At 41.3% G+C, this 24,537-nt stretch carries 16 protein-coding genes, 11 tRNA genes and 5 rRNA genes; 26 read left to right on the plus strand and 6 right to left on the minus strand.

What is annotated here, in order from left to right; genetic code table 11:
- Positions 1–103 precede the first annotated feature (103 nt).
- The 19 genes from ACEPXD_RS00475 (at position 104) to ACEPXD_RS00565 (ending at position 13,561) form a co-directional block, all read left to right on the plus strand.
- Positions 104–3,031: ribosomal RNA gene (locus tag ACEPXD_RS00475) — 23S ribosomal RNA — on the plus strand.
- A gap of 120 nt (positions 3,032–3,151) precedes the next feature.
- Positions 3,152–3,267 (plus strand): 5S ribosomal RNA (gene rrf / locus ACEPXD_RS00480).
- Positions 3,268–3,332: 65 nt separating this feature from the next.
- Positions 3,333–3,408 (plus strand) — tRNA-Val (locus tag ACEPXD_RS00485).
- Positions 3,409–3,421: 13 nt separating this feature from the next.
- Positions 3,422–3,497 (plus strand) — tRNA-Thr (locus ACEPXD_RS00490).
- 6 nt (positions 3,498–3,503) lie between these two features.
- A tRNA-Lys gene (locus ACEPXD_RS00495) sits at positions 3,504–3,576 on the plus strand.
- A gap of 24 nt (positions 3,577–3,600) precedes the next feature.
- Positions 3,601–3,685, plus strand: a tRNA-Leu gene (locus ACEPXD_RS00500).
- Positions 3,686–3,702: 17 nt separating this feature from the next.
- Positions 3,703–3,777, plus strand: a tRNA-Gly gene (locus ACEPXD_RS00505).
- A gap of 15 nt (positions 3,778–3,792) precedes the next feature.
- Positions 3,793–3,881, plus strand: a tRNA-Leu gene (locus tag ACEPXD_RS00510).
- 17 nt (positions 3,882–3,898) lie between these two features.
- Positions 3,899–3,975: transfer RNA gene (locus ACEPXD_RS00515), tRNA-Arg, on the plus strand.
- A 6-nt stretch (positions 3,976–3,981) separates the two neighbouring features.
- Positions 3,982–4,058, plus strand: a tRNA-Pro gene (locus ACEPXD_RS00520).
- 16 nt (positions 4,059–4,074) lie between these two features.
- Positions 4,075–4,150: transfer RNA gene (locus ACEPXD_RS00525), tRNA-Ala, on the plus strand.
- Between the two features lie 138 nt (positions 4,151–4,288).
- Positions 4,289–5,842, plus strand: a 16S ribosomal RNA gene (locus ACEPXD_RS00530).
- 98 nt (positions 5,843–5,940) lie between these two features.
- A tRNA-Ile gene (locus ACEPXD_RS00535) sits at positions 5,941–6,017 on the plus strand.
- 17 nt (positions 6,018–6,034) lie between these two features.
- Positions 6,035–6,110 (plus strand) — tRNA-Ala (locus ACEPXD_RS00540).
- A 155-nt stretch (positions 6,111–6,265) separates the two neighbouring features.
- Positions 6,266–9,193, plus strand: a 23S ribosomal RNA gene (locus ACEPXD_RS00545).
- A 120-nt stretch (positions 9,194–9,313) separates the two neighbouring features.
- Positions 9,314–9,429, plus strand: a 5S ribosomal RNA gene (gene rrf, locus ACEPXD_RS00550).
- Together the 16S, 23S and 5S rRNA genes with 11 tRNA genes alongside form the textbook arrangement of a ribosomal RNA operon.
- Before the next feature lie 578 nt (positions 9,430–10,007).
- Positions 10,008–10,685, plus strand: coding sequence for a response regulator transcription factor (locus ACEPXD_RS00555; RefSeq protein ID WP_391118890.1), 678 nt, complete (start codon positions 10,008–10,010; stop codon positions 10,683–10,685).
- The gene (locus tag ACEPXD_RS00560; protein WP_391118892.1) at positions 10,682–12,061 is read left to right on the plus strand and encodes an ATP-binding protein; all 1,380 of its coding nucleotides are present in this window, start codon (positions 10,682–10,684) and stop codon (positions 12,059–12,061) included. Before ACEPXD_RS00555 ends, ACEPXD_RS00560 begins: the two co-directional genes overlap by 4 nt.
- Before the next feature lie 600 nt (positions 12,062–12,661).
- A complete protein-coding gene (locus ACEPXD_RS00565) occupies positions 12,662–13,561 on the plus strand; it encodes a phosphotransferase enzyme family protein (protein ID WP_391118894.1) in 900 nt (299 codons plus the stop codon).
- A gap of 78 nt (positions 13,562–13,639) precedes the next feature.
- On the opposite strand, the gene ACEPXD_RS00570 is transcribed toward ACEPXD_RS00565, so the two are convergent.
- Entirely contained in the window at positions 13,640–14,548 is a 909-nt protein-coding gene (locus ACEPXD_RS00570) for an EamA family transporter (RefSeq protein WP_391118896.1), read from the minus strand.
- A gap of 12 nt (positions 14,549–14,560) precedes the next feature.
- Positions 14,561–15,133, minus strand: a complete 573-nt coding sequence (locus ACEPXD_RS00575; RefSeq protein WP_391118898.1) for a GNAT family N-acetyltransferase — start codon at positions 15,131–15,133, stop codon at positions 14,561–14,563.
- Positions 15,134–15,297: 164 nt separating this feature from the next.
- On the opposite strand from ACEPXD_RS00575, the gene ACEPXD_RS00580 reads away from it, so the two are divergent.
- The 7 genes from ACEPXD_RS00580 to ACEPXD_RS00610 all read left to right on the plus strand — a co-directional run bounded on the left by ACEPXD_RS00580 (position 15,298) and on the right by ACEPXD_RS00610 (position 19,831).
- Complete coding sequence (locus ACEPXD_RS00580) at positions 15,298–15,495, plus strand: PLDc N-terminal domain-containing protein (RefSeq protein ID WP_391118900.1); 198 nt, start codon at positions 15,298–15,300, stop codon at positions 15,493–15,495.
- Positions 15,492–16,394 (plus strand): ATP-binding cassette domain-containing protein, encoded by a 903-nt coding sequence (locus ACEPXD_RS00585; protein WP_391118901.1) that lies wholly within the window; start codon positions 15,492–15,494, stop codon positions 16,392–16,394. The genes ACEPXD_RS00580 and ACEPXD_RS00585 overlap by 4 nt, the downstream gene beginning before the upstream one ends.
- Positions 16,391–17,173 carry an ABC transporter permease gene (locus tag ACEPXD_RS00590; protein WP_391118903.1) on the plus strand — a complete coding sequence of 261 codons (783 nt, stop codon included), beginning with the start codon at positions 16,391–16,393 and terminating at the stop codon, positions 17,171–17,173. Before ACEPXD_RS00585 ends, ACEPXD_RS00590 begins: the two co-directional genes overlap by 4 nt.
- Before the next feature lie 26 nt (positions 17,174–17,199).
- Entirely contained in the window at positions 17,200–17,904 is a 705-nt protein-coding gene (locus ACEPXD_RS00595) for a CBS domain-containing protein (RefSeq protein WP_391118905.1), read from the plus strand.
- A 90-nt stretch (positions 17,905–17,994) separates the two neighbouring features.
- Positions 17,995–18,273: a hypothetical protein gene (locus ACEPXD_RS00600; protein WP_391118907.1), complete on the plus strand. Its 279-nt coding sequence runs from the start codon at positions 17,995–17,997 to the stop codon at positions 18,271–18,273.
- A gap of 126 nt (positions 18,274–18,399) precedes the next feature.
- Complete coding sequence (locus tag ACEPXD_RS00605) at positions 18,400–19,023, plus strand: NAD(P)-dependent oxidoreductase (RefSeq protein WP_391118909.1); 624 nt, start codon at positions 18,400–18,402, stop codon at positions 19,021–19,023.
- 10 nt (positions 19,024–19,033) lie between these two features.
- Entirely contained in the window at positions 19,034–19,831 is a 798-nt protein-coding gene (locus ACEPXD_RS00610) for a metallophosphoesterase (protein WP_391118911.1), read from the plus strand.
- Positions 19,832–19,937: 106 nt separating this feature from the next.
- On the opposite strand, the gene ACEPXD_RS00615 is transcribed toward ACEPXD_RS00610, so the two are convergent.
- The 4 genes from ACEPXD_RS00615 to putP form a co-directional block, all read right to left on the minus strand.
- On the minus strand, positions 19,938–20,537 hold the full coding sequence (locus ACEPXD_RS00615; protein ID WP_391118913.1) for a response regulator: 600 nt from the start codon (positions 20,535–20,537) through the stop codon (positions 19,938–19,940).
- 2 nt (positions 20,538–20,539) lie between these two features.
- The gene (locus ACEPXD_RS00620; RefSeq protein WP_391118915.1) at positions 20,540–21,670 is read right to left on the minus strand and encodes a sensor histidine kinase; all 1,131 of its coding nucleotides are present in this window, start codon (positions 21,668–21,670) and stop codon (positions 20,540–20,542) included.
- Between the two features lie 90 nt (positions 21,671–21,760).
- Entirely contained in the window at positions 21,761–22,813 is a 1,053-nt protein-coding gene (locus ACEPXD_RS00625) for a fatty acid desaturase (protein ID WP_391118917.1), read from the minus strand.
- Between the two features lie 159 nt (positions 22,814–22,972).
- Positions 22,973–24,457: a sodium/proline symporter PutP gene (gene putP, locus ACEPXD_RS00630; RefSeq protein WP_391118919.1), complete on the minus strand. Its 1,485-nt coding sequence runs from the start codon at positions 24,455–24,457 to the stop codon at positions 22,973–22,975.
- Positions 24,458–24,537 lie beyond the last annotated feature (80 nt).

Consider the following 24,537-nt stretch of genomic DNA (forward strand, 5'->3'; position numbering starts at 1 on the left):
AACAAATTCAAGAAATTCAATTTGTAATCACTTTTGTGATTATATTTTGCGTAGTATTTTTAACTACTATAGGAAGTCCGTGTTTTCACGGAGGACCAAATTAGGTTAAGTTAATAAGGGCGCGCGGTGAATGCCTTGGCACTAGGAGCCGAAGAAGGACGGCACTAACACCGATATGCTTCGGGGAGCTGTAAGTGAGCTTTGATCCGGAGATTTCCGAATGGGGAAACCCACTGTTCGTAATGGAGCAGTACATTTACGTGAATACATAGCGTATCTGTGGCACACCCAGGGAACTGAAACATCTAAGTACCTGGAGGAAGAGAAAGAAAAATCGATTCCCTGAGTAGCGGCGAGCGAAACGGGAATAGCCCAAACCAAGAGGCTTGCCTCTTGGGGTTGTAGGACACTCTACATAGAGTTACAAAGGAATGAGCTAGACGAAGCGATCTGGAAAGGTCCGCAGGATAGGGTAAAAGCCCCGTAGTCAAAAGTTCATTCTCTCTTGAGTGTATCCTGAGTACGGCGGAACACGTGAAATTCCGTCGGAATCTGGGAGGACCATCTCCCAAGGCTAAATACTACCTAGTGACCGATAGTGAACCAGTACCGTGAGGGAAAGGTGAAAAGCACCCCGGAAGGGGAGTGAAATAGATCCTGAAACCGCGTGCCTACAAGTAGTCAGAGCCCGTTAATGGGTGATGGCGTGCCTTTTGTAGAATGAACCGGCGAGTTACGATTACATGCAAGGTTAAGTTGAGAAGACGGAGCCGCAGCGAAAGCGAGTCTGAATAGGGCGAATGAGTATGTGGTCGTAGACCCGAAACCAGGTGATCTACCCATGTCCAGGATGAAGGTAAGGTAACACTTACTGGAGGTCCGAACCCACGCACGTTGAAAAGTGCGGGGATGAGGTGTGGGTAGCGGAGAAATTCCAATCGAACCTGGAGATAGCTGGTTCTCTCCGAAATAGCTTTAGGGCTAGCCTCAAACGTTAGAATCTTGGAGGTAGAGCACTGTTTGGACTAGGGGCCCATCCCGGGTTACCGAATTCAGACAAACTCCGAATGCCAATGATTTATGTTTGGGAGTCAGACTGCGAGTGATAAGATCCGTAGTCAAGAGGGAAACAGCCCAGACCACCAGCTAAGGTCCCAAAGTATTTGTTAAGTGGAAAAGGATGTGGCGTTGCTTAGACAACCAGGATGTTGGCTTAGAAGCAGCCATCATTTAAAGAGTGCGTAATAGCTCACTGGTCGAGTGACGCTGCGCCGAAAATGTATCGGGGCTAAACAAATCACCGAAGCTGTGGATTGATACCTATGGTATCAGTGGTAGGAGAGCGTTCTAAGGGCGTTGAAGTCAGACCGGAAGGACTGGTGGAGCGCTTAGAAGTGAGAATGCCGGTATGAGTAGCGAAAGATGGGTGAGAATCCCATCCACCGTATGACTAAGGTTTCCTGAGGAAGGCTCGTCCGCTCAGGGTTAGTCGGGACCTAAGTCGAGGCCGATAGGCGTAGACGATGGACAACAGGTTGATATTCCTGTACCACCAAACCACCGTTTGAGCAATGGGGGGACGCAGAAGGATAGGGTAAGCATGCTGTTGGTTATGCATGTCCAAGCAGTGAGGTGTGAGTGTAGGCAAATCCGCACTCTGTAACATTGAGCTGTGATGGCGAGGACTTAGTCCGAAGTTCCTGATTTCACACTGCCAAGAAAAGCCTCTAGCGAGGTGATAGGTGCCCGTACCGCAAACCGACACAGGTAGTCGAGGAGAGAATCCTAAGGTGAGCGAGAGAACTCTCGTTAAGGAACTCGGCAAAATGACCCCGTAACTTCGGGAGAAGGGGTGCTCTTTTGGGTGTATAGCCTAGAAGAGCCGCAGTGAATAGGCCCAGGCGACTGTTTAGCAAAAACACAGGTCTCTGCAAAACCGTAAGGTGAAGTATAGGGGCTGACGCCTGCCCGGTGCTGGAAGGTTAAGAGGAGTGCTTAGCGCAAGCGAAGGTGCGAATTGAAGCCCCAGTAAACGGCGGCCGTAACTATAACGGTCCTAAGGTAGCGAAATTCCTTGTCGGGTAAGTTCCGACCCGCACGAAAGGCGTAACGATCTGGGCACTGTCTCAACGAGAGACTCGGTGAAATTATAGTACCTGTGAAGATGCAGGTTACCCGCGACAGGACGGAAAGACCCCGTGGAGCTTTACTATAGCTTGATATTGAATTTTGGTGCAACTTGTACAGGATAGGCAGGAGCCTTAGAGCCCGGAGCGCCAGCTTCGGAGGAGGCGTCGGTGGGATACTGCCCTGGTTGTATTGAAATTCTAACCCATACCCGTAACCCGGGTAGGAGACAGTGTCAGGCGGGTAGTTTGACTGGGGCGGTCGCCTCCTAAAGTGTAACGGAGGCGCCCAAAGGTTCCCTCAGAATGGTTGGAAATCATTCGAAGAGTGTAAAGGCAGAAGGGAGCTTGACTGCGAGACCTACAAGTCGAGCAGGGTCGAAAGACGGGCTTAGTGATCCGGTGGTTCCGCATGGAAGGGCCATCGCTCAACGGATAAAAGCTACCCCGGGGATAACAGGCTTATCTCCCCCAAGAGTCCACATCGACGGGGAGGTTTGGCACCTCGATGTCGGCTCATCGCATCCTGGGGCTGTAGTCGGTCCCAAGGGTTGGGCTGTTCGCCCATTAAAGCGGTACGCGAGCTGGGTTCAGAACGTCGTGAGACAGTTCGGTCCCTATCCGTCGTGGGCGTAGGAAATTTGAGAGGAGCTGTCCTTAGTACGAGAGGACCGGGATGGACACACCGCTGGTGTACCAGTTGTTCTGCCAAGAGCATCGCTGGGTAGCTATGTGTGGACGGGATAAGTGCTGAAAGCATCTAAGCACGAAGCCCCCCTCAAGATGAGATTTCCCATTACGCAAGTAAGTAAGATCCCTCAAAGACGATGAGGTAGATAGGTTCGGGGTGGAAGCGTGGCGACATGTGCAGCTGACGAATACTAATCGATCGAGGACTTAACCAAATAGAATTTGCACATTTCAATGTCTTTTATCCAGTTTTGAAAGAATAAAATTTTTATTAAAATAACACTTGTAAAATGCTATAGAGTTGTTATAATAAAACTTGTCTTTCATTATTCAAGTCTAGTGATGATGGCGAAGAGGTCACACCCGTTCCCATACCGAACACGGAAGTTAAGCTCTTCAGCGCCGATGGTAGTTGGGGGTTTCCCCCTGCAAGAGTAGGACGTCGCTGGGCTTGTAATAAATATAAAATGTATAAAATCAAGAAAAGTACAACTTATCAAGATTTTTTATAACCCAGGAGGATTAGCTCAGCTGGGAGAGCATCTGCCTTACAAGCAGAGGGTCGGCGGTTCGAGCCCGTCATCCTCCACCATTTTTCTGGAATTGCCGGAGTAGCTCAACTGGTAGAGCAACTGACTTGTAATCAGTAGGTTGAGGGTTCAAGTCCTTTCTCCGGCACCACTTTCCGAGCCATTAGCTCAGTTGGTAGAGCATCTGACTTTTAATCAGAGGGTCGTAGGTTCGAATCCTACATGGCTCATCACTTTTTCAGTGAATTATGTATGCGGGTGTGGCGGAACTGGCAGACGCACTAGACTTAGGATCTAGCGCCGCAAGGCGTGGGGGTTCGACTCCCTTCACCCGCACCATTAAATTTAATAACCGAGCGGAAGTAGTTCAGTGGTAGAACACCACCTTGCCAAGGTGGGGGTCGCGAGTTCGAACCTCGTCTTCCGCTCCATAGATTCATTTAAGTGCCGGGGTGGCGGAACTGGCAGACGCACAGGACTTAAAATCCTGCGGTAGGTGACTACCGTACCGGTTCGATTCCGGTCCTCGGCACCATTTTTTGAAAAATATATGCGCCCGTAGCTCAATTGGATAGAGCGTCTGACTACGGATCAGAAGGTTGTGGGTTCGACTCCTGCCGGGCGCGCCATATATACGGGAAGTAGCTCAGCTTGGTAGAGCACTTGGTTTGGGACCAAGGGGTCGCAGGTTCGAATCCTGTCTTCCCGACCAGTTATTAATTATATTCGGGGCCTTAGCTCAGCTGGGAGAGCGCCTGCCTTGCACGCAGGAGGTCAGCGGTTCGATCCCGCTAGGCTCCACCATGAACATTGAAAACTGAACATGCAAAACGTTAAGAAATACAGCTTGAAAGACTAACTTCGGTTAGTTCGAAAGCAAAACAATTTGGACATCATTTAATGATGATGCCAGCAAAACAAAATGAGCTTTTTAAGTTCTCTATTATGGAGAGTTTGATCCTGGCTCAGGACGAACGCTGGCGGCATGCCTAATACATGCAAGTCGAGCGAATGACGAAGAAGCTTGCTTCTTCTGATTTAGCGGCGGACGGGTGAGTAACACGTGGGCAACCTGCCCTGTAGATTGGGATAACTCCGGGAAACCGGGGCTAATACCGAATAATCCATTTCCTCACATGGGGAGATGTTAAAAGACGGTTTCGGCTGTCACTACAGGATGGGCCCGCGGCGCATTAGCTAGTTGGTGAGGTAACGGCTCACCAAGGCGACGATGCGTAGCCGACCTGAGAGGGTGATCGGCCACACTGGGACTGAGACACGGCCCAGACTCCTACGGGAGGCAGCAGTAGGGAATCTTCCACAATGGACGAAAGTCTGATGGAGCAATGCCGCGTGAGTGAAGAAGGTTTTCGGATCGTAAAACTCTGTTGTGAGGGAAGAACAAGTACGAGAGTAACTGCTCGTACCTTGACGGTACCTCATTAGAAAGCCACGGCTAACTACGTGCCAGCAGCCGCGGTAATACGTAGGTGGCAAGCGTTGTCCGGAATTATTGGGCGTAAAGCGCGCGCAGGCGGTCCTTTAAGTCTGATGTGAAATCCCACGGCTCAACCGTGGAAGGTCATTGGAAACTGGGGGACTTGAGTACAGAAGAGGAAAGCGGAATTCCAAGTGTAGCGGTGAAATGCGTAGAGATTTGGAGGAACACCAGTGGCGAAGGCGGCTTTCTGGTCTGTAACTGACGCTGAGGCGCGAAAGCGTGGGGAGCAAACAGGATTAGATACCCTGGTAGTCCACGCCGTAAACGATGAGTGCTAAGTGTTAGGGGGTTTCCGCCCCTTAGTGCTGCAGCTAACGCATTAAGCACTCCGCCTGGGGAGTACGGTCGCAAGACTGAAACTCAAAGGAATTGACGGGGGCCCGCACAAGCGGTGGAGCATGTGGTTTAATTCGAAGCAACGCGAAGAACCTTACCAGGTCTTGACATCCCGCTGACCGTTCTAGAGATAGATCTTTCCCTTCGGGGACAGCGGTGACAGGTGGTGCATGGTTGTCGTCAGCTCGTGTCGTGAGATGTTGGGTTAAGTCCCGCAACGAGCGCAACCCTTGATCTTAGTTGCCAGCATTTAGTTGGGCACTCTAAGGTGACTGCCGGTGATAAACCGGAGGAAGGTGGGGATGACGTCAAATCATCATGCCCCTTATGACCTGGGCTACACACGTGCTACAATGGACGGTACAGAGGGTCGCAACCCCGCGAGGGTGAGCTAATCCCATAAAACCGTTCTCAGTTCGGATTGTAGGCTGCAACTCGCCTACATGAAGCCGGAATCGCTAGTAATCGTGGATCAGCATGCCACGGTGAATACGTTCCCGGGCCTTGTACACACCGCCCGTCACACCACGAGAGTTTGTAACACCCGAAGTCGGTGGGGTAACCCTTACGGGAGCCAGCCGCCGAAGGTGGGACAGATGATTGGGGTGAAGTCGTAACAAGGTAGCCGTATCGGAAGGTGCGGCTGGATCACCTCCTTTCTAAGGATAATATCGGAATACAGATTTTTATCTGTATCTTAACGTTTTGCAGTTCAGTTTTGAATGTTCATGTATATTAATATATGAAAATTCAAAGAGGGCCTATAGCTCAGCTGGTTAGAGCGCACGCCTGATAAGCGTGAGGTCGATGGTTCGAGTCCATTTAGGCCCACCATACCTTTTTTGATTTTCGGGGCCTTAGCTCAGCTGGGAGAGCGCCTGCCTTGCACGCAGGAGGTCAGCGGTTCGATCCCGCTAGGCTCCACCAAATATTTATTTAAACTTGTTCTTTGAAAACTGGATAAAAAGACATTGAAAGAAACAAATTCAAGAAATTCAATTTGTAATCACTTTTGTGATTATATTTTGCGTAGTATTTTTAACTACTATAGGAAGTCCGTGTTTTCATGGAGGACCAAATTAGGTTAAGTTAATAAGGGCGCGCGGTGAATGCCTTGGCACTAGGAGCCGAAGAAGGACGGCACTAACACCGATATGCTTCGGGGAGCTGTAAGTGAGCTTTGATCCGGAGATTTCCGAATGGGGAAACCCACTGTTCGTAATGGAGCAGTACATTTACGTGAATACATAGCGTATCTGTGGCACACCCAGGGAACTGAAACATCTAAGTACCTGGAGGAAGAGAAAGAAAAATCGATTCCCTGAGTAGCGGCGAGCGAAACGGGAATAGCCCAAACCAAGAGGCTTGCCTCTTGGGGTTGTAGGACACTCTACATAGAGTTACAAAGGAATGAGCTAGACGAAGCGATCTGGAAAGGTCCGCAGGATAGGGTAAAAGCCCCGTAGTCAAAAGTTCATTCTCTCTTGAGTGTATCCTGAGTACGGCGGAACACGTGAAATTCCGTCGGAATCTGGGAGGACCATCTCCCAAGGCTAAATACTACCTAGTGACCGATAGTGAACCAGTACCGTGAGGGAAAGGTGAAAAGCACCCCGGAAGGGGAGTGAAATAGATCCTGAAACCGCGTGCCTACAAGTAGTCAGAGCCCGTTAATGGGTGATGGCGTGCCTTTTGTAGAATGAACCGGCGAGTTACGATTACATGCAAGGTTAAGTTGAGAAGACGGAGCCGCAGCGAAAGCGAGTCTGAATAGGGCGAATGAGTATGTGGTCGTAGACCCGAAACCAGGTGATCTACCCATGTCCAGGATGAAGGTAAGGTAACACTTACTGGAGGTCCGAACCCACGCACGTTGAAAAGTGCGGGGATGAGGTGTGGGTAGCGGAGAAATTCCAATCGAACCTGGAGATAGCTGGTTCTCTCCGAAATAGCTTTAGGGCTAGCCTCAAACGTTAGAATCTTGGAGGTAGAGCACTGTTTGGACTAGGGGCCCATCCCGGGTTACCGAATTCAGACAAACTCCGAATGCCAATGATTTATGTTTGGGAGTCAGACTGCGAGTGATAAGATCCGTAGTCAAGAGGGAAACAGCCCAGACCACCAGCTAAGGTCCCAAAGTATTTGTTAAGTGGAAAAGGATGTGGCGTTGCTTAGACAACCAGGATGTTGGCTTAGAAGCAGCCATCATTTAAAGAGTGCGTAATAGCTCACTGGTCGAGTGACGCTGCGCCGAAAATGTATCGGGGCTAAACAAATCACCGAAGCTGTGGATTGATACCTATGGTATCAGTGGTAGGAGAGCGTTCTAAGGGCGTTGAAGTCAGACCGGAAGGACTGGTGGAGCGCTTAGAAGTGAGAATGCCGGTATGAGTAGCGAAAGATGGGTGAGAATCCCATCCACCGTATGACTAAGGTTTCCTGAGGAAGGCTCGTCCGCTCAGGGTTAGTCGGGACCTAAGTCGAGGCCGATAGGCGTAGACGATGGACAACAGGTTGATATTCCTGTACCACCAAACCACCGTTTGAGCAATGGGGGGACGCAGAAGGATAGGGTAAGCATGCTGTTGGTTATGCATGTCCAAGCAGTGAGGTGTGAGTGTAGGCAAATCCGCACTCTGTAACATTGAGCTGTGATGGCGAGGACTTAGTCCGAAGTTCCTGATTTCACACTGCCAAGAAAAGCCTCTAGCGAGGTGATAGGTGCCCGTACCGCAAACCGACACAGGTAGTCGAGGAGAGAATCCTAAGGTGAGCGAGAGAACTCTCGTTAAGGAACTCGGCAAAATGACCCCGTAACTTCGGGAGAAGGGGTGCTCTTTTGGGTGTATAGCCTAGAAGAGCCGCAGTGAATAGGCCCAGGCGACTGTTTAGCAAAAACACAGGTCTCTGCAAAACCGTAAGGTGAAGTATAGGGGCTGACGCCTGCCCGGTGCTGGAAGGTTAAGAGGAGTGCTTAGCGCAAGCGAAGGTGCGAATTGAAGCCCCAGTAAACGGCGGCCGTAACTATAACGGTCCTAAGGTAGCGAAATTCCTTGTCGGGTAAGTTCCGACCCGCACGAAAGGCGTAACGATCTGGGCACTGTCTCAACGAGAGACTCGGTGAAATTATAGTACCTGTGAAGATGCAGGTTACCCGCGACAGGACGGAAAGACCCCGTGGAGCTTTACTATAGCTTGATATTGAATTTTGGTGCAACTTGTACAGGATAGGCAGGAGCCTTAGAGCCCGGAGCGCCAGCTTCGGAGGAGGCGTCGGTGGGATACTGCCCTGGTTGTATTGAAATTCTAACCCATACCCGTAACCCGGGTAGGAGACAGTGTCAGGCGGGTAGTTTGACTGGGGCGGTCGCCTCCTAAAGTGTAACGGAGGCGCCCAAAGGTTCCCTCAGAATGGTTGGAAATCATTCGAAGAGTGTAAAGGCAGAAGGGAGCTTGACTGCGAGACCTACAAGTCGAGCAGGGTCGAAAGACGGGCTTAGTGATCCGGTGGTTCCGCATGGAAGGGCCATCGCTCAACGGATAAAAGCTACCCCGGGGATAACAGGCTTATCTCCCCCAAGAGTCCACATCGACGGGGAGGTTTGGCACCTCGATGTCGGCTCATCGCATCCTGGGGCTGTAGTCGGTCCCAAGGGTTGGGCTGTTCGCCCATTAAAGCGGTACGCGAGCTGGGTTCAGAACGTCGTGAGACAGTTCGGTCCCTATCCGTCGTGGGCGTAGGAAATTTGAGAGGAGCTGTCCTTAGTACGAGAGGACCGGGATGGACACACCGCTGGTGTACCAGTTGTTCTGCCAAGAGCATCGCTGGGTAGCTATGTGTGGACGGGATAAGTGCTGAAAGCATCTAAGCACGAAGCCCCCCTCAAGATGAGATTTCCCATTACGCAAGTAAGTAAGATCCCTCAAAGACGATGAGGTAGATAGGTTCGGGGTGGAAGCGTGGCGACATGTGCAGCTGACGAATACTAATCGATCGAGGACTTAACCAAATAGAATTTGCACATTTCAATGTCTTTTATCCAGTTTTGAAAGAATAAAATTTTTATTAAAATAACACTTGTAAAATGCTATAGAGTTGTTATAATAAAACTTGTCTTTCATTATTCAAGTCTAGTGATGATGGCGAAGAGGTCACACCCGTTCCCATACCGAACACGGAAGTTAAGCTCTTCAGCGCCGATGGTAGTTGGGGGTTTCCCCCTGCAAGAGTAGGACGTCGCTGGGCACTATAAAAAGTCGTTACCGAGTAATCGGTAACGACTTTTTTTGATGCGTGTAATTTAAAGGAATCTAATTTTTAGCTTCATTCAATATTATTTAGTATCTAACTTTGAGCTTTTCTCTGTAGATTGAATAACCTATCTCAAAGAGAGACAACCCTATACTATGAGATTTGGTCTCGACTGCTAAGGAATTGGTCTTGCTTCGAGTTAAAATGGTCTTGAGTTTAACTGAATTAGTATCGGGTAGAGCATAATAGGTCTCGAAGAAACATTTTCTAACTGATTATGGATAATAATTCAAAATTATTTTCTAAACCTGGATTGCATTTTTGAAAAATTGCCAGCCTTACATATAAATAACTAACTGATAAGAGATTTGATACCTAGGTTGTACAAAATTAGTATGGAGTTTAGCCAACTTAACTAAATTTTTATTTAAATGAATAATGCTTGGATCAATTTTTATTCATTTTACAACTAGCCTTATCTTAAACTAAATGATCCTATATTGATTTTACTTGCTGAATTGTTTACAAACATCCACAATATTAATTATCGATGCAAAAAAAGGAGGGTGAATATGGTTGTAATACTAGCAGTAGATGATGATGTACATACATTAGATTTAATATCTATTTACTTATCGCAGACAGGATATCATGTTATAAAAGCAACGAATGGAAAAGAAGGTTTATCCTTAATTGAAAAACAAATTCCTGATTTAGCAATAGTCGATGTTATGATGCCGGAAATGGATGGCTTAACATTAACCAAACTCATCCGCGAGCAGTATGACTTTCCGGTATTATTATTAACTGCGAAAGGTCGATTAGAAGACAAAGAAAAAGGCTATTTAGCGGGATCTGACGATTATTTAGTAAAACCATTTGAGCCAAAAGAGCTGTTATTTCGTATTCGAGCAATACTAAGAAGATATGACAAAACAAGTGATGCCAACATTCAAGTGGGAAATATGTTAATCAATCGGAAGAGCTTTGAGGTGCAAATTGGGGAGGAACTATTAGTTTTGCCTTTAAAAGAATTTGAGTTACTTTCGAAATTAGCATCCAAGCCAAATCAAGTATTTACTCGGGAACAATTAATAGAAGCAGTCTGGGGAATTGATTTCGAAGGAGATGAGCAAACACTAAGTGTGCATATTAAACGAATAAGGGAACGATTATTAAAAATAAAAGCTAATGTACAAATTACAACCGTTCGCGGAATTGGATATAAACTAGAAGGAAACCGTTTATGAAAACTTTATATAGCAAATTTTTATGGATGACGCTGCTCATTATGTTCGCCAGTGGGACAATCGGATTTATGATTGTAAATACGTTTTATCATCAAAATTTAAAAGAAAAAAATGATGCGAAAAATGTATTGGTTGCGGAATCAATTGTCCAGCTCATTGAATCATCCCATTTAAACCATTTAGAGCCTCTTCTACGGATGATTGGGGATACAGGGTATCAAATATATATAGTTAGTGAAGATGGCAAGGAAAGCGCTTATGGTGGCGATTTTCGAGTTAAAACTATTAGTGATTCTGTAGTAAAAAGAGTTTTGAATGGAGAAACGTATCATGGGATGCGTGAGTTTCCAAAAGAAACGTTTATTACGGGGTATTTTTCAAATGAGTTAACGAATACGATTGGGGTACCATTCACATTTGATCATAAAAAGTATGCGCTTTTTCAAAGACCTAATATTAAATTTCTATTTAATGAAATCCATTTACTATTAGGAGGTCTTGCCGCAGCAATGATTGTTATTAGTGTGATCGCAATGTTAATCGTGGCGAAGAAAATGATTGACCCATTAACCAAGTTAACGATTGCGACAAATAAAATTGCCAATGAAGATTTCCAAGTACCGATACCAGTTTATCAGCGGGATGAAATTGGCCAATTAGCAGACAGCTTCCGAAACATGACAAAGCAATTGGAAGCTAGTGATCGCTACAAAAAAGAATTTATCTCTAGAGTGTCGCATGATTTTCAAACACCTCTGTTAAATATACAGGGATATGCTTCTTTACTTGAAAGCCGGGAGTTAAATGAAGAGGAACATTTGAAATACACAACGATCATTCAAAAAGAGGCGAAGCGGTTATCCAGTGTTATGAAACAATTGTTAGTACTTACTTCCTTTGATCAAGCAAATAATCGCACCAAAAAAGAAATTTTCTACTTAAATGAACAGTTAAAACAGGTTATGCAGAAGTTTAGATGGTTAGTGGATGAAAAAGATATTTCGATCCAGTTGCAACTAAAAAAAGTAGAAGTACTAGGAGATAGAGAAATGTTAGAGTACGTGTGGGAAAATCTCCTTTCCAATGCGATCAAATACAATTATTCCCCTGGTGAAATACAAGTTTCACTGACAGAAACCGAGGAGTATGTGCTTGTTATGATACAAGACACAGGAATTGGAAACAAAAATACAGATTATGAGCAATGGACAGAACGTTTTTATCGAGAAGATACTGCACGTTCCACACAAATTGAGGGGAGTGGGCTCGGTCTTGCTATAGTAAAAGAGGTTATCGAATCACATGCTGGGCTACTATCATTTGATCATATAGAGCCTCATGGAACAAAAGTAATTGTCCGATTAAATAAGGTGTAAATATCCGTACATCTTCCGTCACTTTTAACTTAAATAGATTGATCCGTGCTTCTGTACTCTACATGAATTTTTGATGTGTTCTTAGGATGCACATCCTATAGTTATCGGATTCCATTTTATATTTTTGTGTTTTAGTTACTTTAGGGGCAGGCTTCTCGATTAAGTTCATGAGTAGACTAAAAGAAGAGTGAAAAGAACATAGCGAACATGAAGCTGTTGCCAAAACAGTGGAACTAACATGTAGCGTTTTTTCGTCTGCAGGCTTAATACTTGCAGCTACATTTGCCGTATTAAATATCATAACATGTTATGGAACCTAAATTATTTGGTTTTGCTGTTGCGATTAGTATACTTTTGGCTACATTTTTCGTACAACCACTATTATTACGAGCGTTATTAAAAAAGACAAGCAAAAAATAATTCGAATTAAATAAGAAACAACAAGGGAGTTTACGATTAATACGAGTGGAAAAAGAATATAATTAATAAAACTGAGGACATGTATTTAATGTCCTCAGTTTTACTTTTTTTAAAAAAACTTTGTGATAAAGTAAATTTATAGATAATTTCGTTTTAAAAGTTAAGAGAGGGGGAAACAGGATGGAAGAAAATCGTATCCGACTAGACGGGGGATTTCAAAATGATGTATTTCATATCGAGGAAAAAGGAAAAGTAGTTAGGATTTCTGATAGTAGGAAGACAAAAGAAATGGTTTTGCAAGAAATTGAGTGGATGAATTTTTTGCATGAAAAAGGGCTTGCTGTGCCGAAGCCGGAAATGATATTAGGGTATGAAGAGGGTCGAGTAAGAGCGTATTTTGAATTTATTCAGGGTGATGGGATCGATGTTACCAACGTACTTCATTGGAATGTAAAAAGATTTGAACAATGGGGAAGAATATTGGGTAGGATGCATGCACTATCCAAACAATATAAGGTTAATGAAATACATCGACCTGAATGGACAGTAGAAAATGTCGACGTATTCGAAATAAGGGGATATTTGTCTCCGTGTATAAGAGAAAATTACGATAGGTTGATGCAGAGCCTATGTACATACAAAATTACGCCAGATACATTTGGCTTGGTTCATAATGATTTTCATCAATGCAACCTAATCCTTGCAAACGAAGGCACCCTAACTACGATAGACTTCGATGAATGTTCTTATAATTGGTATGCCCAAAATATCGCGGTATCTTTCTATCATGCATACTGGCAACACCATTCTTACAATGCTGATACAGGTAGTTTCACTTACACTTTTATGAATCACTTCTTTGTTGGTTATCAAATAGAAAATTTACTTCATGAGAATATCATTAAGCAAATTCCTATTTTCCTCAAACTGAGAGAGATTTTTTTGTATCAATTATTTATGCGTAAGTGGGAGATGAGCAATTTAGAAGAATGGCAAAAGTATACCTTGCATGACTTAGAGGGAAAAATTAAGAACCAAATGCCATACGTAGGAATTACGGATTTTTCAATTTATGTATAAACGATTTCAAAAGAGGTGAAAATCTTTAAGCAAAAAGACAAGAAGAGTCTAATTTTGACCATCCTTGTCTTTTTTCATTTATTTACCTAAGGTTGCTTGTCGTTTTTTACTTTTCGAAATACTAGCAAGCGTTGGTATGCACATGCCGATTAAAATAACTACTATACCAACAATTTGTAACCCGGATAGTGCCTCACTTAACACGATAACCGAAACGACAACAGCTACTGGTAATTCCATAGCACTTAAAATGGAGGACATAGCGCCTCCCACTTTTGGTACAGCAATTACGAAAAAGTAAATGGGAACGATAATGCCTAGTAAACCAAGAGCTAGCCCGTAAAAGAAAAGTGGTTCCATAAACAGTTTTCCGTTCCATACAATTTCAGGTGTTTGGAAGATAGCAATCATTACTGCAGCGATAAAAGAAACAAATAATAGACGAGTCGTTGTATTCATTCCTTCCACTTGCTTCGTATTGACATTCATATTAAAAGAGAATGAAACCGCAGCAGCAAACCCATATACCCAGCCTCTCCAGTCTATACCGCTCAAATCGACATCAAGTACACCAGCAGCTAAAATGGTTCCGATAAATAAAATAATAAGCGAAATAACTTCTGGTCTCGTTGGTAGCCGTTTTCTTAATATACAATCGATTAGCGTACCAACCCATGTAAATTGAAATAGCATAACGACTGCTAGGGAAGCAGGTAAGTAAATAAGTGCTTGTCCGTAAACAATTCCTGTCGTTGCCGTAAAAATACCAGCTAATAAAATTATTTTAAATCCTCCGTGTAAACGGGGAATCTTTCGTTGTGTTACCAAATAGATAACTAATGCTAAAAGAAAACCCATAATATATTGACTCGCAATTGCTTCAGAGGCTGTATAGCCATCCCTAATTGAAAGTTTCACCATCGTCGATAAAGTCCCATAACAGCTGGCTGCAAAAACAACCATAAGGGGATAAATCCATAATTTCATAAAAATTCTCCTTTAATTGGTCTCAACCGTCTTCACCATATGATGAAAGGTCTGACCAATAATTGTCCAAGGACATACAGTAACAAATCTTAGCCGATTATACAAGCGAATTGCAGCTTCTTTTTCCGTTTCAACATTTAAAGAAAGTTTTCCACCACCAAAGTTTTGAACTAGCTTTTCTGCATACGTTAAAAGCTTTGTACCAATACCATGTCCGCGATATGTAGGATCTACTACTACTGTATCTATATACCATTCTCCAGGTAATGTTTCAGGATCTATTTTGATTGGAGCTCCTTTTTTATTCGAAAGATATTCCTCTAAATTTGCATCTAGTGTAACCACTTGCTCTGCAGAATAAAACACGAGGACTCCTGCAACTTTCCCTTCCATTTCCGCAATATACGAATGTAAATAGGAATGTCGATTGTCTGTCCGAGTAAATAATTGCACGAACTCTTTCGTGATTTCTGCTTCTTCCGTTTCACCTGTCATTTGCATCGAGATGTCCCCAATTGCTTCCATAATAAGTGGAACCGCTTCGAATGCATCTTCTTTACATGCATTTCTTATTAATATATCCATTTTTATTCACCTTCCAACGTTCTATTATAACATACCGTGTAAATAATATTTATTTTGCCTATAAAAGCTGCTTAAATCCCCTTATATAAATTATTTTATTTTTTTGAATCTTTTCTGTTCTATATATAGTAGAATAGAAGTAATAAAACAAAGGGGGAATTACCATGAATTTTGAATCGATACCGTGGATGCTCATATTACCGCTTGTAATTATTGAACTTATTATAATGATTGTTGCTATTGTTGACTTGATCCGCATAAAGATTACCAATGGACCCAAGTGGATGTGGGCGATTATTATTATTTTGACGAATATAATTGGATCAATTATATACTTCATCTTTGGGAGAAAAAATGAATGAAAACATTACTTCATATGCAAGGACTAACAAAAGAGTATGGAAATGAAAAAGCTGTAGATAACATAACTTTCTCGTTAAATAAAAACACGTCAACCGCATTAATAGGACCAAATGGAGCAGGGAAAACAACTACTTTGTCTATGCTTGCGGGGCTCTTAAAACAGACAAAAGGGTCCATTGTAATGGATGGAGAAATAGCAGGGGATATCCGACGAGAAATAGGTTTTTTGCCACAATATCCCCAATTTTATTCGTGGTTAACTGCACTTGAGTTTACAGAAATGGCTGCCAAGTTAAGTGGAGTAGATACTAAAGCTGCGAAACTAGAAGCGGAAAAGACACTTGAATTTGTTGGTCTTGGAGATGCGAAAAAGAAAAAGACAGGTACATTTTCCGGGGGAATGAAACAACGATTAGGTTTAGCCCAAGCAATCGTTCATAAACCTTCACTACTTTTATTGGATGAACCAGTGTCTGCTTTAGATCCAATTGGAAGACGCGAAATTATGAATTTGCTAAAAGAATTGCAGGCAACGACGACTATTTTGTATTCAACCCATATTTTAAATGATGCAGAAGAAATGACCGACCAATTATTATTTTTACGAAAAGGAAAATTAGTCGAACAAGGTTCTATGCGGGAAGTTCGTGAAAAGTATGCCAATCCGTTGTATAAAATTTTCTTTTCGGATAGTATAGATGCGGCTCAATTTGTAGAGACTTCCCCGTGGTCAACAAGACAGGAAGGAGCAGTTGCTATTATTCATATTGAAGATGCAAAACCAGAGATGAATGAAGTATTGCATGTACTTGCGGATAGCAATTTAAGTTTATCGAAGGTGGAGCGGGCAACGGCAACTCTAGAAGAAATCTTTTTACAGGTGGTGAATAATGGATGAGTAATTTTTCGGTTTTATTCCAAAAAGAATGGCGAGAAAATGTACGGAATTTTAAAGTCCTTTGGATACCATTAGTGTTTATCCTATTTGGAATTTCGGAGCCTTTGACGAATTATTATTTGCCTCAAATTTTAAGTACAGTAGGTAATATGCCGGAAGGAACGGTTTTTCAGTTCCCTGAATTAACCCCAGAGCAAGTTGTTATGTCAACGATTAGCCAATATCAATTTATCGGAATGCTTGTCGTAACACTTGGTTTTGCAGGGATAATTGCAAGGGAACGAAAAAATGGAACAGCAACGCTGCTATACGTAAGGCCGATAACGTATTCCAGTTATGTGTATAGCAAGTTAGTTATTATGTGCATACTTATTATAGGTAGCGTGATACTTGGTTTGTTAGCGAATTTATATTATACGTATGTCCTTTTTGGAACAGTTGATGCAATAGCGTTTATCGAATTTCTTGCAACGTATATTGTTTGGTTATTATTTGTTATTAGTATTGTGCTATTCACCAGTTCAGCTTTTCCGACGGGTATCGCATCTGCCGTTTCTTTGACCCTTGTTATAGTCGTTCAACTTATCTATGGATTAATTGGAACGTATTGGACATTTTCTCCATGGAAACTCCCGATGTATGCTGGCGATCTATTAATGGGTAATGTTGATAAGACACCTTTTGTTTGGAGTTTACTCATTACGCTATTAGCAATAGCTATATTTATAGCAGGTGCAGTTTATTTCGCCAAAAAGAATGTTTCGAAGGCGAAGATCTAATAAGTATTTAATCGAGGTGAGAAGAGATGACTGTCCGCAATTCAGATCGATTTATTACAGCATATAATCGTATAGACCAATTGATGAAGGAAATTATAGGGACTCAGGATCATCTTGCCTTTTTTCGCGTAATTGACTTGGCGAAAAAGAAAAATGCGATCATTAGAAGATACGAGGCAGATCTGCGCGAATACGGGGACCTTAGAAATGCAATTATTCATCATCGCACCTCGACGGAGTATGCTATCGCAGAGCCACATGAAGATGTTGTATTGAAAATGGAAGAGATGGAAGTTGCCCTAACGAAACCTATTACTGTTGGGAATATGTTTCAGACGAAGGTGACAACTTTTCAAAGAACGGACTTTTTGAGTTATGCATTGAAAGTGATTAAGGACAAAAAGTATAATCAGTTTCCTGTGTATAATGGTAATGAATTTAAAGGGCTTATAACACCAGTTGGAATTACAATGTGGTTGGCGAGTACTGTAGATTCTGCAACTTTTTCTAGAAAAAAGACTACTTTAGGTGAAATTTTGACACATGAAAATGGTAGAGAAAATCATCAATTTATAGAGAAAAATGCATCTGTATATGAAGCTTTGGAAATTTTCAAAGCCGCTATTACAAGGGGCAGACGTCTGGAAGCTCTTCTGATAACCGAAGATGGCAATCCTAATACAAAGCTTATAGGCATTGTTACACCTATGAGCATGATGAAGATTAAATAATAGTATAAACCTTTCGTAGTAAGGACTATTCTCATGAGTTTTCTAGTAATATAAAGAAGACACATAATGTGGGGAAAAGGGGGACTTATTATGGAAGCTAATGAAATGGCGCAAACGCAAGAAACTCAAAATAACTTTGTTCATAAAACAGCAAGTGAAATGTCAGTAGGTGATTGGCTCATCACGATGCTTATTATGATTATACCAATCGTAAACATTGTAATGCTTTTTGTTTGGGGATTTGGAAATGCAGATCCACGCCGTAATTATGCACGTGCATCACTTATATGGATGGCAATTAGTATTGTCTTAGTCATTCTTTTTTATGGAGCTATGTTTGCGTTATTCATTAACTTTATGAATTACTAAAAAGTTATTTCCTGGGAAATAACAATTATCGACATTTTAAAGTATTTCTGTAGTCATATACAGGAGTACTTTTTTTTCGTGAAAGATAAATGTCTTGATATAATAATGTAAAAGGAGCTGTTCCATATGAAAATTGCATTATTTGGAGCGACGGGTCGTATAGGAAAAGAGATGCTTTCATTATTACTTGAAAATAATGATGAAATAACAGCTCTCGTGAGAACTCCAACAAAGCTGCAAACTCATCCTAATTTAACCTTATTGCAAGGAGATGCAAGAGTGTTCTCAGATGTGGAGAAAACACTAGCAGGCGCAGATGCAGTCATAAGTGCTCTTGGAACTGATAAAACGACAGTATTAACAGAGTCGGTAGAACATATTATTTCTATTATGGAGAAACAAAAAATCAAACGAGTCGTCACAATTGGGACGGCTGGTATTTTAACCAGTCGAGTGAATCCAAATCTCCTTAGATATGAATCATCTGAATCAAAGCGCAAATCTATCATTGCAGCAAAAGAGCATCTTAATGTCTATGAGATGTTAAAAAGATCCGCATTAGACTGGACGATTGTTTGTCCAACTTACTTACCTACTGGTGATGCAACGAAAGCATATATTATCGAACGGAATCAGTTGCCACTGGGGGCAGTAAAAAGTACAACAGGAGATACTGCTTTATATGCGTTTAAAGAACTTTTTGAGAACAAACATATTGGTTACCGAGTCGGAATTATGAGTCCAAATTAGGAGAAAACGAATGAAAAAATGGTTAGTAGTACTAGTAGTGTTAGCAGCAATATTATATGTCGGTAATAAGACCATTCAAACAACGGAAATTATAGTGGATTCTAAGAAAATCCCCGCAAATTTTAATGGGTTAAAGATTGTGCAAATTTCCGATTTACACGATGCAACTTTTGGTGAAAATCAAGCAAGGCTTGTAAAAAAGGTGAAACACGCCAGTCCAGATCTTATCTTTATAACGGGAGATCTCATTGACAGCAACCGATATGATTTAGGAAACAGTTTGGATGTAGTGGAGCAAATTGTAGAAATCGCGCCCGTTTATTATGTGACGGGTAATCATGAAATTTCTACGAATGATGTGGATCATATCAAATCAAAGCTATTGGATTTAGGAGTGCAGGTATTATCTAATAAAGAGCAGATAATAGAAAAAAGTGGTGAGCGCATACGGATAATTGGAATTGAGGATCCATTAAGTGGGGTATCTATCGCAGATGCACTAAGTAAGTTTAAAAAAACAGAAGATTTTACTTTAGTACTTTCCCATCGACCAGAAGCTTTTCAAGATTATGTGGACAATCAATTAGATGTTGTTTTTTCAGGGCATGCACATGGTGGTCAGTTTCGAATCCCAGGTTTGGGAGGGTTAGTAGCCCCGGGGCAAGGGCTATTTCCAAAGTATACGGCAGGCTTGTATGAAGAGAAGGATACGAAAATGATTGTAAGTAGAGGACTTGGAAATAGTGTGATTCCTGTTAGGGTATTCAATACACCCGAGTTAGTAGTTGTAACCCTACGCGCTAAATAAAAAAAGCTCTCCGCAACACTAGATTAAAGAGAATCTTTGATTTATCCTGCGCTAGGTCTTCCTAAAAAAGACTGCTTTAAGCCTGTGCTCTAAGCAGTCGGAACACTTATTTAAACCAGCCTTTTTCTCTAAACCGAGCTATAGCCTCGATTCGGTTGCCTACGTCTAATTTATCTAGTATGACAGAAATATAGTTGCGAACAGTTCCAGTAGTGATGTAGAGTTCGCTCGCAATTTCCTTTGTGTTTTTTCCATCTGCAATCAATCCAAGCACTTGGCTCTCTCGATCGGTTAAAGGATTATCACCTTCGTACGCAATATCAACTAGTTCTGGAGCGTAAATGCGTCGACCATCCATAATAATGCGAATCGAATTAGCTAGTTCTTCACTTGGGCTGTCCTTTAGTAAGTACCCACTGACACCAGCTTTTCGAGCTCGTTCAAAATAGCCAGACCGAGCAAAAGTAGTTAAAATAATAACTTTGCATGTTTCATTTTTTAATTCATCTGCAGCATCCAGCCCGCTTTTAACAGGCATTTCAATGTCCATAATACAAATATCAGGTTGCAATTGATGGATTAACTGAAGAGCTTCTTCTCCGTTATTCGCTTTCCCAACGACCTCCATATCCTCTTCTAAATCTAATAGAGAACCAAGGGCACCAAGCACCATTCTTTGATCTTCTGCAATCACAATTCGAATCATTTTTACTCCTCCTGTCTCGTTTGTTGTATTACATTAGGCACGCGTATATTAAGAGTCGTTCCATTTTTCGAATGAATGTCCAAGCTACCATTGACGAATTCTAATCGTTCTTTTATTCCTCGAAGACCATGGCCACTAGACCATTCTTTAATTACATCTAAGCCAACACCATTATCATGTACTTTAAGCAAAGTTTCCTTCGCAGATTGTTTAATTGAGATAGAACAAGAAGTAGCTTTACTATGTTTTACAACGTTTGTCACAGCTTCTTTTAAGCACATACTAAGTACGTTTTCTACCAGAAGAGGAGTTTTAACTAGCTTCGGCGTTCCGTTTACTTTACAAGTAATTTGTGCAGCAAGGAGAATTTGTTTCACACGAAATAGTTCATCTTCTAGTTTCGTACCTCGCATATTAGTAACGAGTTCTCGTACTTCTTTTAAGACAGAACGAGCAGTTTGATTTATATCATTAATTTCATTTTTGGCAGCTTCCGTATTTATGTCAATCAGTCTACTAGCTAAATCACTTTTTAACCCAATAAGTGAAAGTTTCTGTCCAAGAGTATCATGTAAATCACGTGCAATACGTTCTCTTTCCTCTATAATAATATATTGAGAAATTCGCTTTTGTGCATCCTCTAACTGTCCTTCTAATACTTCGCGTTTGTTCCGATTGTAAGTGTTGAACGGCAATAAAATTACCCCGATTAAACAAATGATTAGGTAAGGTAAATGGGAAAGGAAAAGGTCCGTTTGTGTAAAAAAACCAATGATAACTGCAGCAATCATTGCTAGCAAATGTATACTATAAATAACAAAAAAGCTTACTCGGTGCTGAATGTTTCCAATAAAAAAAGATAAAAAAATGGAAAAATAAATATATCCATATAAAAAAGTCATGGTAACACTAATGGAGATTTCTACAAAAACGAATATATAAAGAAGTAATCCATTGGAAGTATAAGAAAAACGATAAACGATAAAAAATAATAGCAATAATACTAAACCAAAGATAATTTCAAATAGGCTGGAGGATTTAAAAATAAAAAAGAAAGGGAAAATACAAAAAATAATCCACGCATAAAAACTTAACCACGGATACTTAGGGAAAATTTGATACCACTTTGTCAATTGCTACACCTCTACTTTGATCGCACTCTTTTCATCCTATTATATAGGAAAAACCATCCCTGTCTAAATAGGAATGGTTTTTCGTGAAGTTTATTTTCCTTCGAGACTTGTACTTTTAGCATTTAGTTTAACTGCATCTTTAGAATTTTTTAGTAGATGCTTAATTTCTTTAAAGGTTACAAAGCTTTTGTTTTTATCGTCAAATAAGCGGAAATGAATAGACTTTAAGCTAGTACGAAGATTAATCGTCGTTGCTTGTTGTAAAGGCGGAGTTGATTCATGCGCTCTTTCCAAGTTGTAGTTTGGAACCCTTGGGCTTAAATGATGCACATGGTGAAAACCAATGTTTCCTGTTAACCATTGTAATACTAATGGTAACTTGTAATATGAACTTCCTTCGACCGCTGCTTTTACATAATCCCATTCAGACTCATCTTCAAAATAAGAATCTTCAAATTGATGTTGCACATAGAATAACCAAATACCAAATGAACCAGCAACGAAAAGAATCGTACCTTGAATGATTAAAAATGCTTGCCATCCAATTAACCAAATCATAAGTGAATAAAGAACAACGATGGAAACATTTATCAAATAAGTGTTGTTACGTTCTTTAGCTCGGGCATCTTTACGATTAACTCGATTAGCTACTAAATACAATAACGCTGGTCCTAAACCGAACATAACGATTGGATTACGATACAATCGATAAGAAAGTCGTTTAATCGGGGATGCTTGTACATATTCTTCCACGGTCATCATCCAGATATCACCGACACCGCGTTTATCTAAGTTTCCACTTGAAGCATGGTGGATATTATGTTCACGTTTCCATTTTTCATAAGCAAACAATGTAATTATCCCTGTAATGGTACCTGTAAAGCTATTTGCTTTCTTATTTTTAAAGAAAGATCCATGTGTACAATCATGAAAAATGATGAAAACTCGAACGACAAATCCTGCAGCGATAATGGATAATCCGATTGTCAACCAAATCGAAACATCAAGACTTAAGTATGCTAAGAACCAAAGGATAAAAAATGGTGGAATCGTATTTATAATTTGAAAAATACTCTTTTTCAACTCGGAGTTTTCAAATGGTTTTATTTTTTTTCTTAATTCAAGTGTTTTTTCTCTGCTCATGCTGTTATTCCTCCTAAAAAGAACTATTACCATTACTATAAAGAGAAGCTGGTTTTAGGAGTAGGCATAAACGTCAAGTCATAAACATGACAAGTGTCATATAGGTCGTTTAGTATGTAAAAAAAGCTGACCAAAATATTGGCCAGCCCCTACTATTTATTAGCGATCACGCTTTAACAAACGTAATGTTTCATCAAATTCTTTTTCGATTTCAGCGTTTGGTTTGTAAGTCATTAAACTAACAACAACAGTTACGATTAAACAAAGAATGAAACCAGGTACGATTTCGTATAAATTACTTGAAAGAGATTCAATTGAACCCCAGATAACAACAGTTATAGCTCCGACAATCATTCCAGATAAAGCACCAGCTGAAGTGATTTTTCTCCAGTAAAGTGAAAGTAAAATGACTGGACCAAATGAAGCTCCAAAACCTGCCCAAGCAAATGATACTAACTTTAGGATAGTTTCATGCTCTCCCCAAGCCAGAATTGCTGCGATAATAGAAACGAGAAGTACAGCAATACGTCCATAGTTTACATATGTTCGATCAGATGCATCTGTTTTAATAATCGCTTTGTATAAGTCTTCTATTAATGCAGAAGATGTCACAATTAGTTGAGAAGAAATGGTACTCATAATGGCTGCTAAAACTGCTGCAAGCACAAGTCCTGCGATAAACGGATGGAAAATTATTTGTCCAAGAGCGATAAATACTGCTTCAGGACTTGTTAGAGTGGCACCAGGATTTTGCGCAAAGTAAGCAACACCTACTAACGCAGTGGCAGTTGCCCCAACTAAACTTATAATCATCCAACCAATCCCAATTCGGCGTGCTTGTTTCGTTTCTTTTACAGAACTTATTGCCATAAAGCGAACGATGATATGAGGCTGACCAAAGTATCCAAGACCCCAAGCAGCTGTGGAAATTATACCTAGGAAAGTGGTGCCAGCGAAAAGACTTAGATGTTTTGGGTCTACGGATTTAATCGAATCTATTGTCTCTCCCAATCCACCTGTCAAAAATACACCAAAAATAGGCACACATATTAATGCAAGGAACATTAAAAGACCTTGAAGGAAATCGGTATAACTTACTGCCAAAAATCCTCCGAAAAGCGTGTACGCCACAACTACTGCGGATACAACTAAAAGTCCTGTATGATAGTCAAGCCCAAAAGAGCTTTCAAAGAATACTCCTCCAGCTACCATCCCAGAAGATACGTAAAACGTGAAGAATAATAAAATAATTAGACCGGATGCAATGCGTAATAAACTTGATGATTGTTTTAAACGACTTTCTAAATAACTTGGAATTGTAATAGAGTCATTGGATACTTGTGTGTACACACGTAGTCTAGGTGCAACGAATAACCAATTTAAATACGCACCAATTGTAAGACCTATTGCAATCCAAGCTTGTCCCATCCCTGAAAAATAAATCGCTCCCGGTAACCCCATTAATAACCAACCAGACATATCGGCAGCTCCTGCACTTAATGCGGTTACTGCTGGACCTAGTGAACGTCCACCTAACATGTAATCAGTTAAATTCGCAGTTTTTTTATACGAAAACCAACCGATAACTAGCATTGCGACCATATAAATAATTATGGCTGTAAGTTGATAAGATTCTGTTGACATAATCATCCTCCTCCCAAAATTATCATAACATGTCAACAAACTAGATGCACTTAAATATTTTGACAATTGTTTTTAGGCAA

The sequence above is a fragment of the Psychrobacillus sp. L3 genome, from assembly GCF_042945595.1.
In the GTDB taxonomy this organism is placed as follows: Bacteria; Bacillota; Bacilli; order Bacillales_A; family Planococcaceae; genus Psychrobacillus.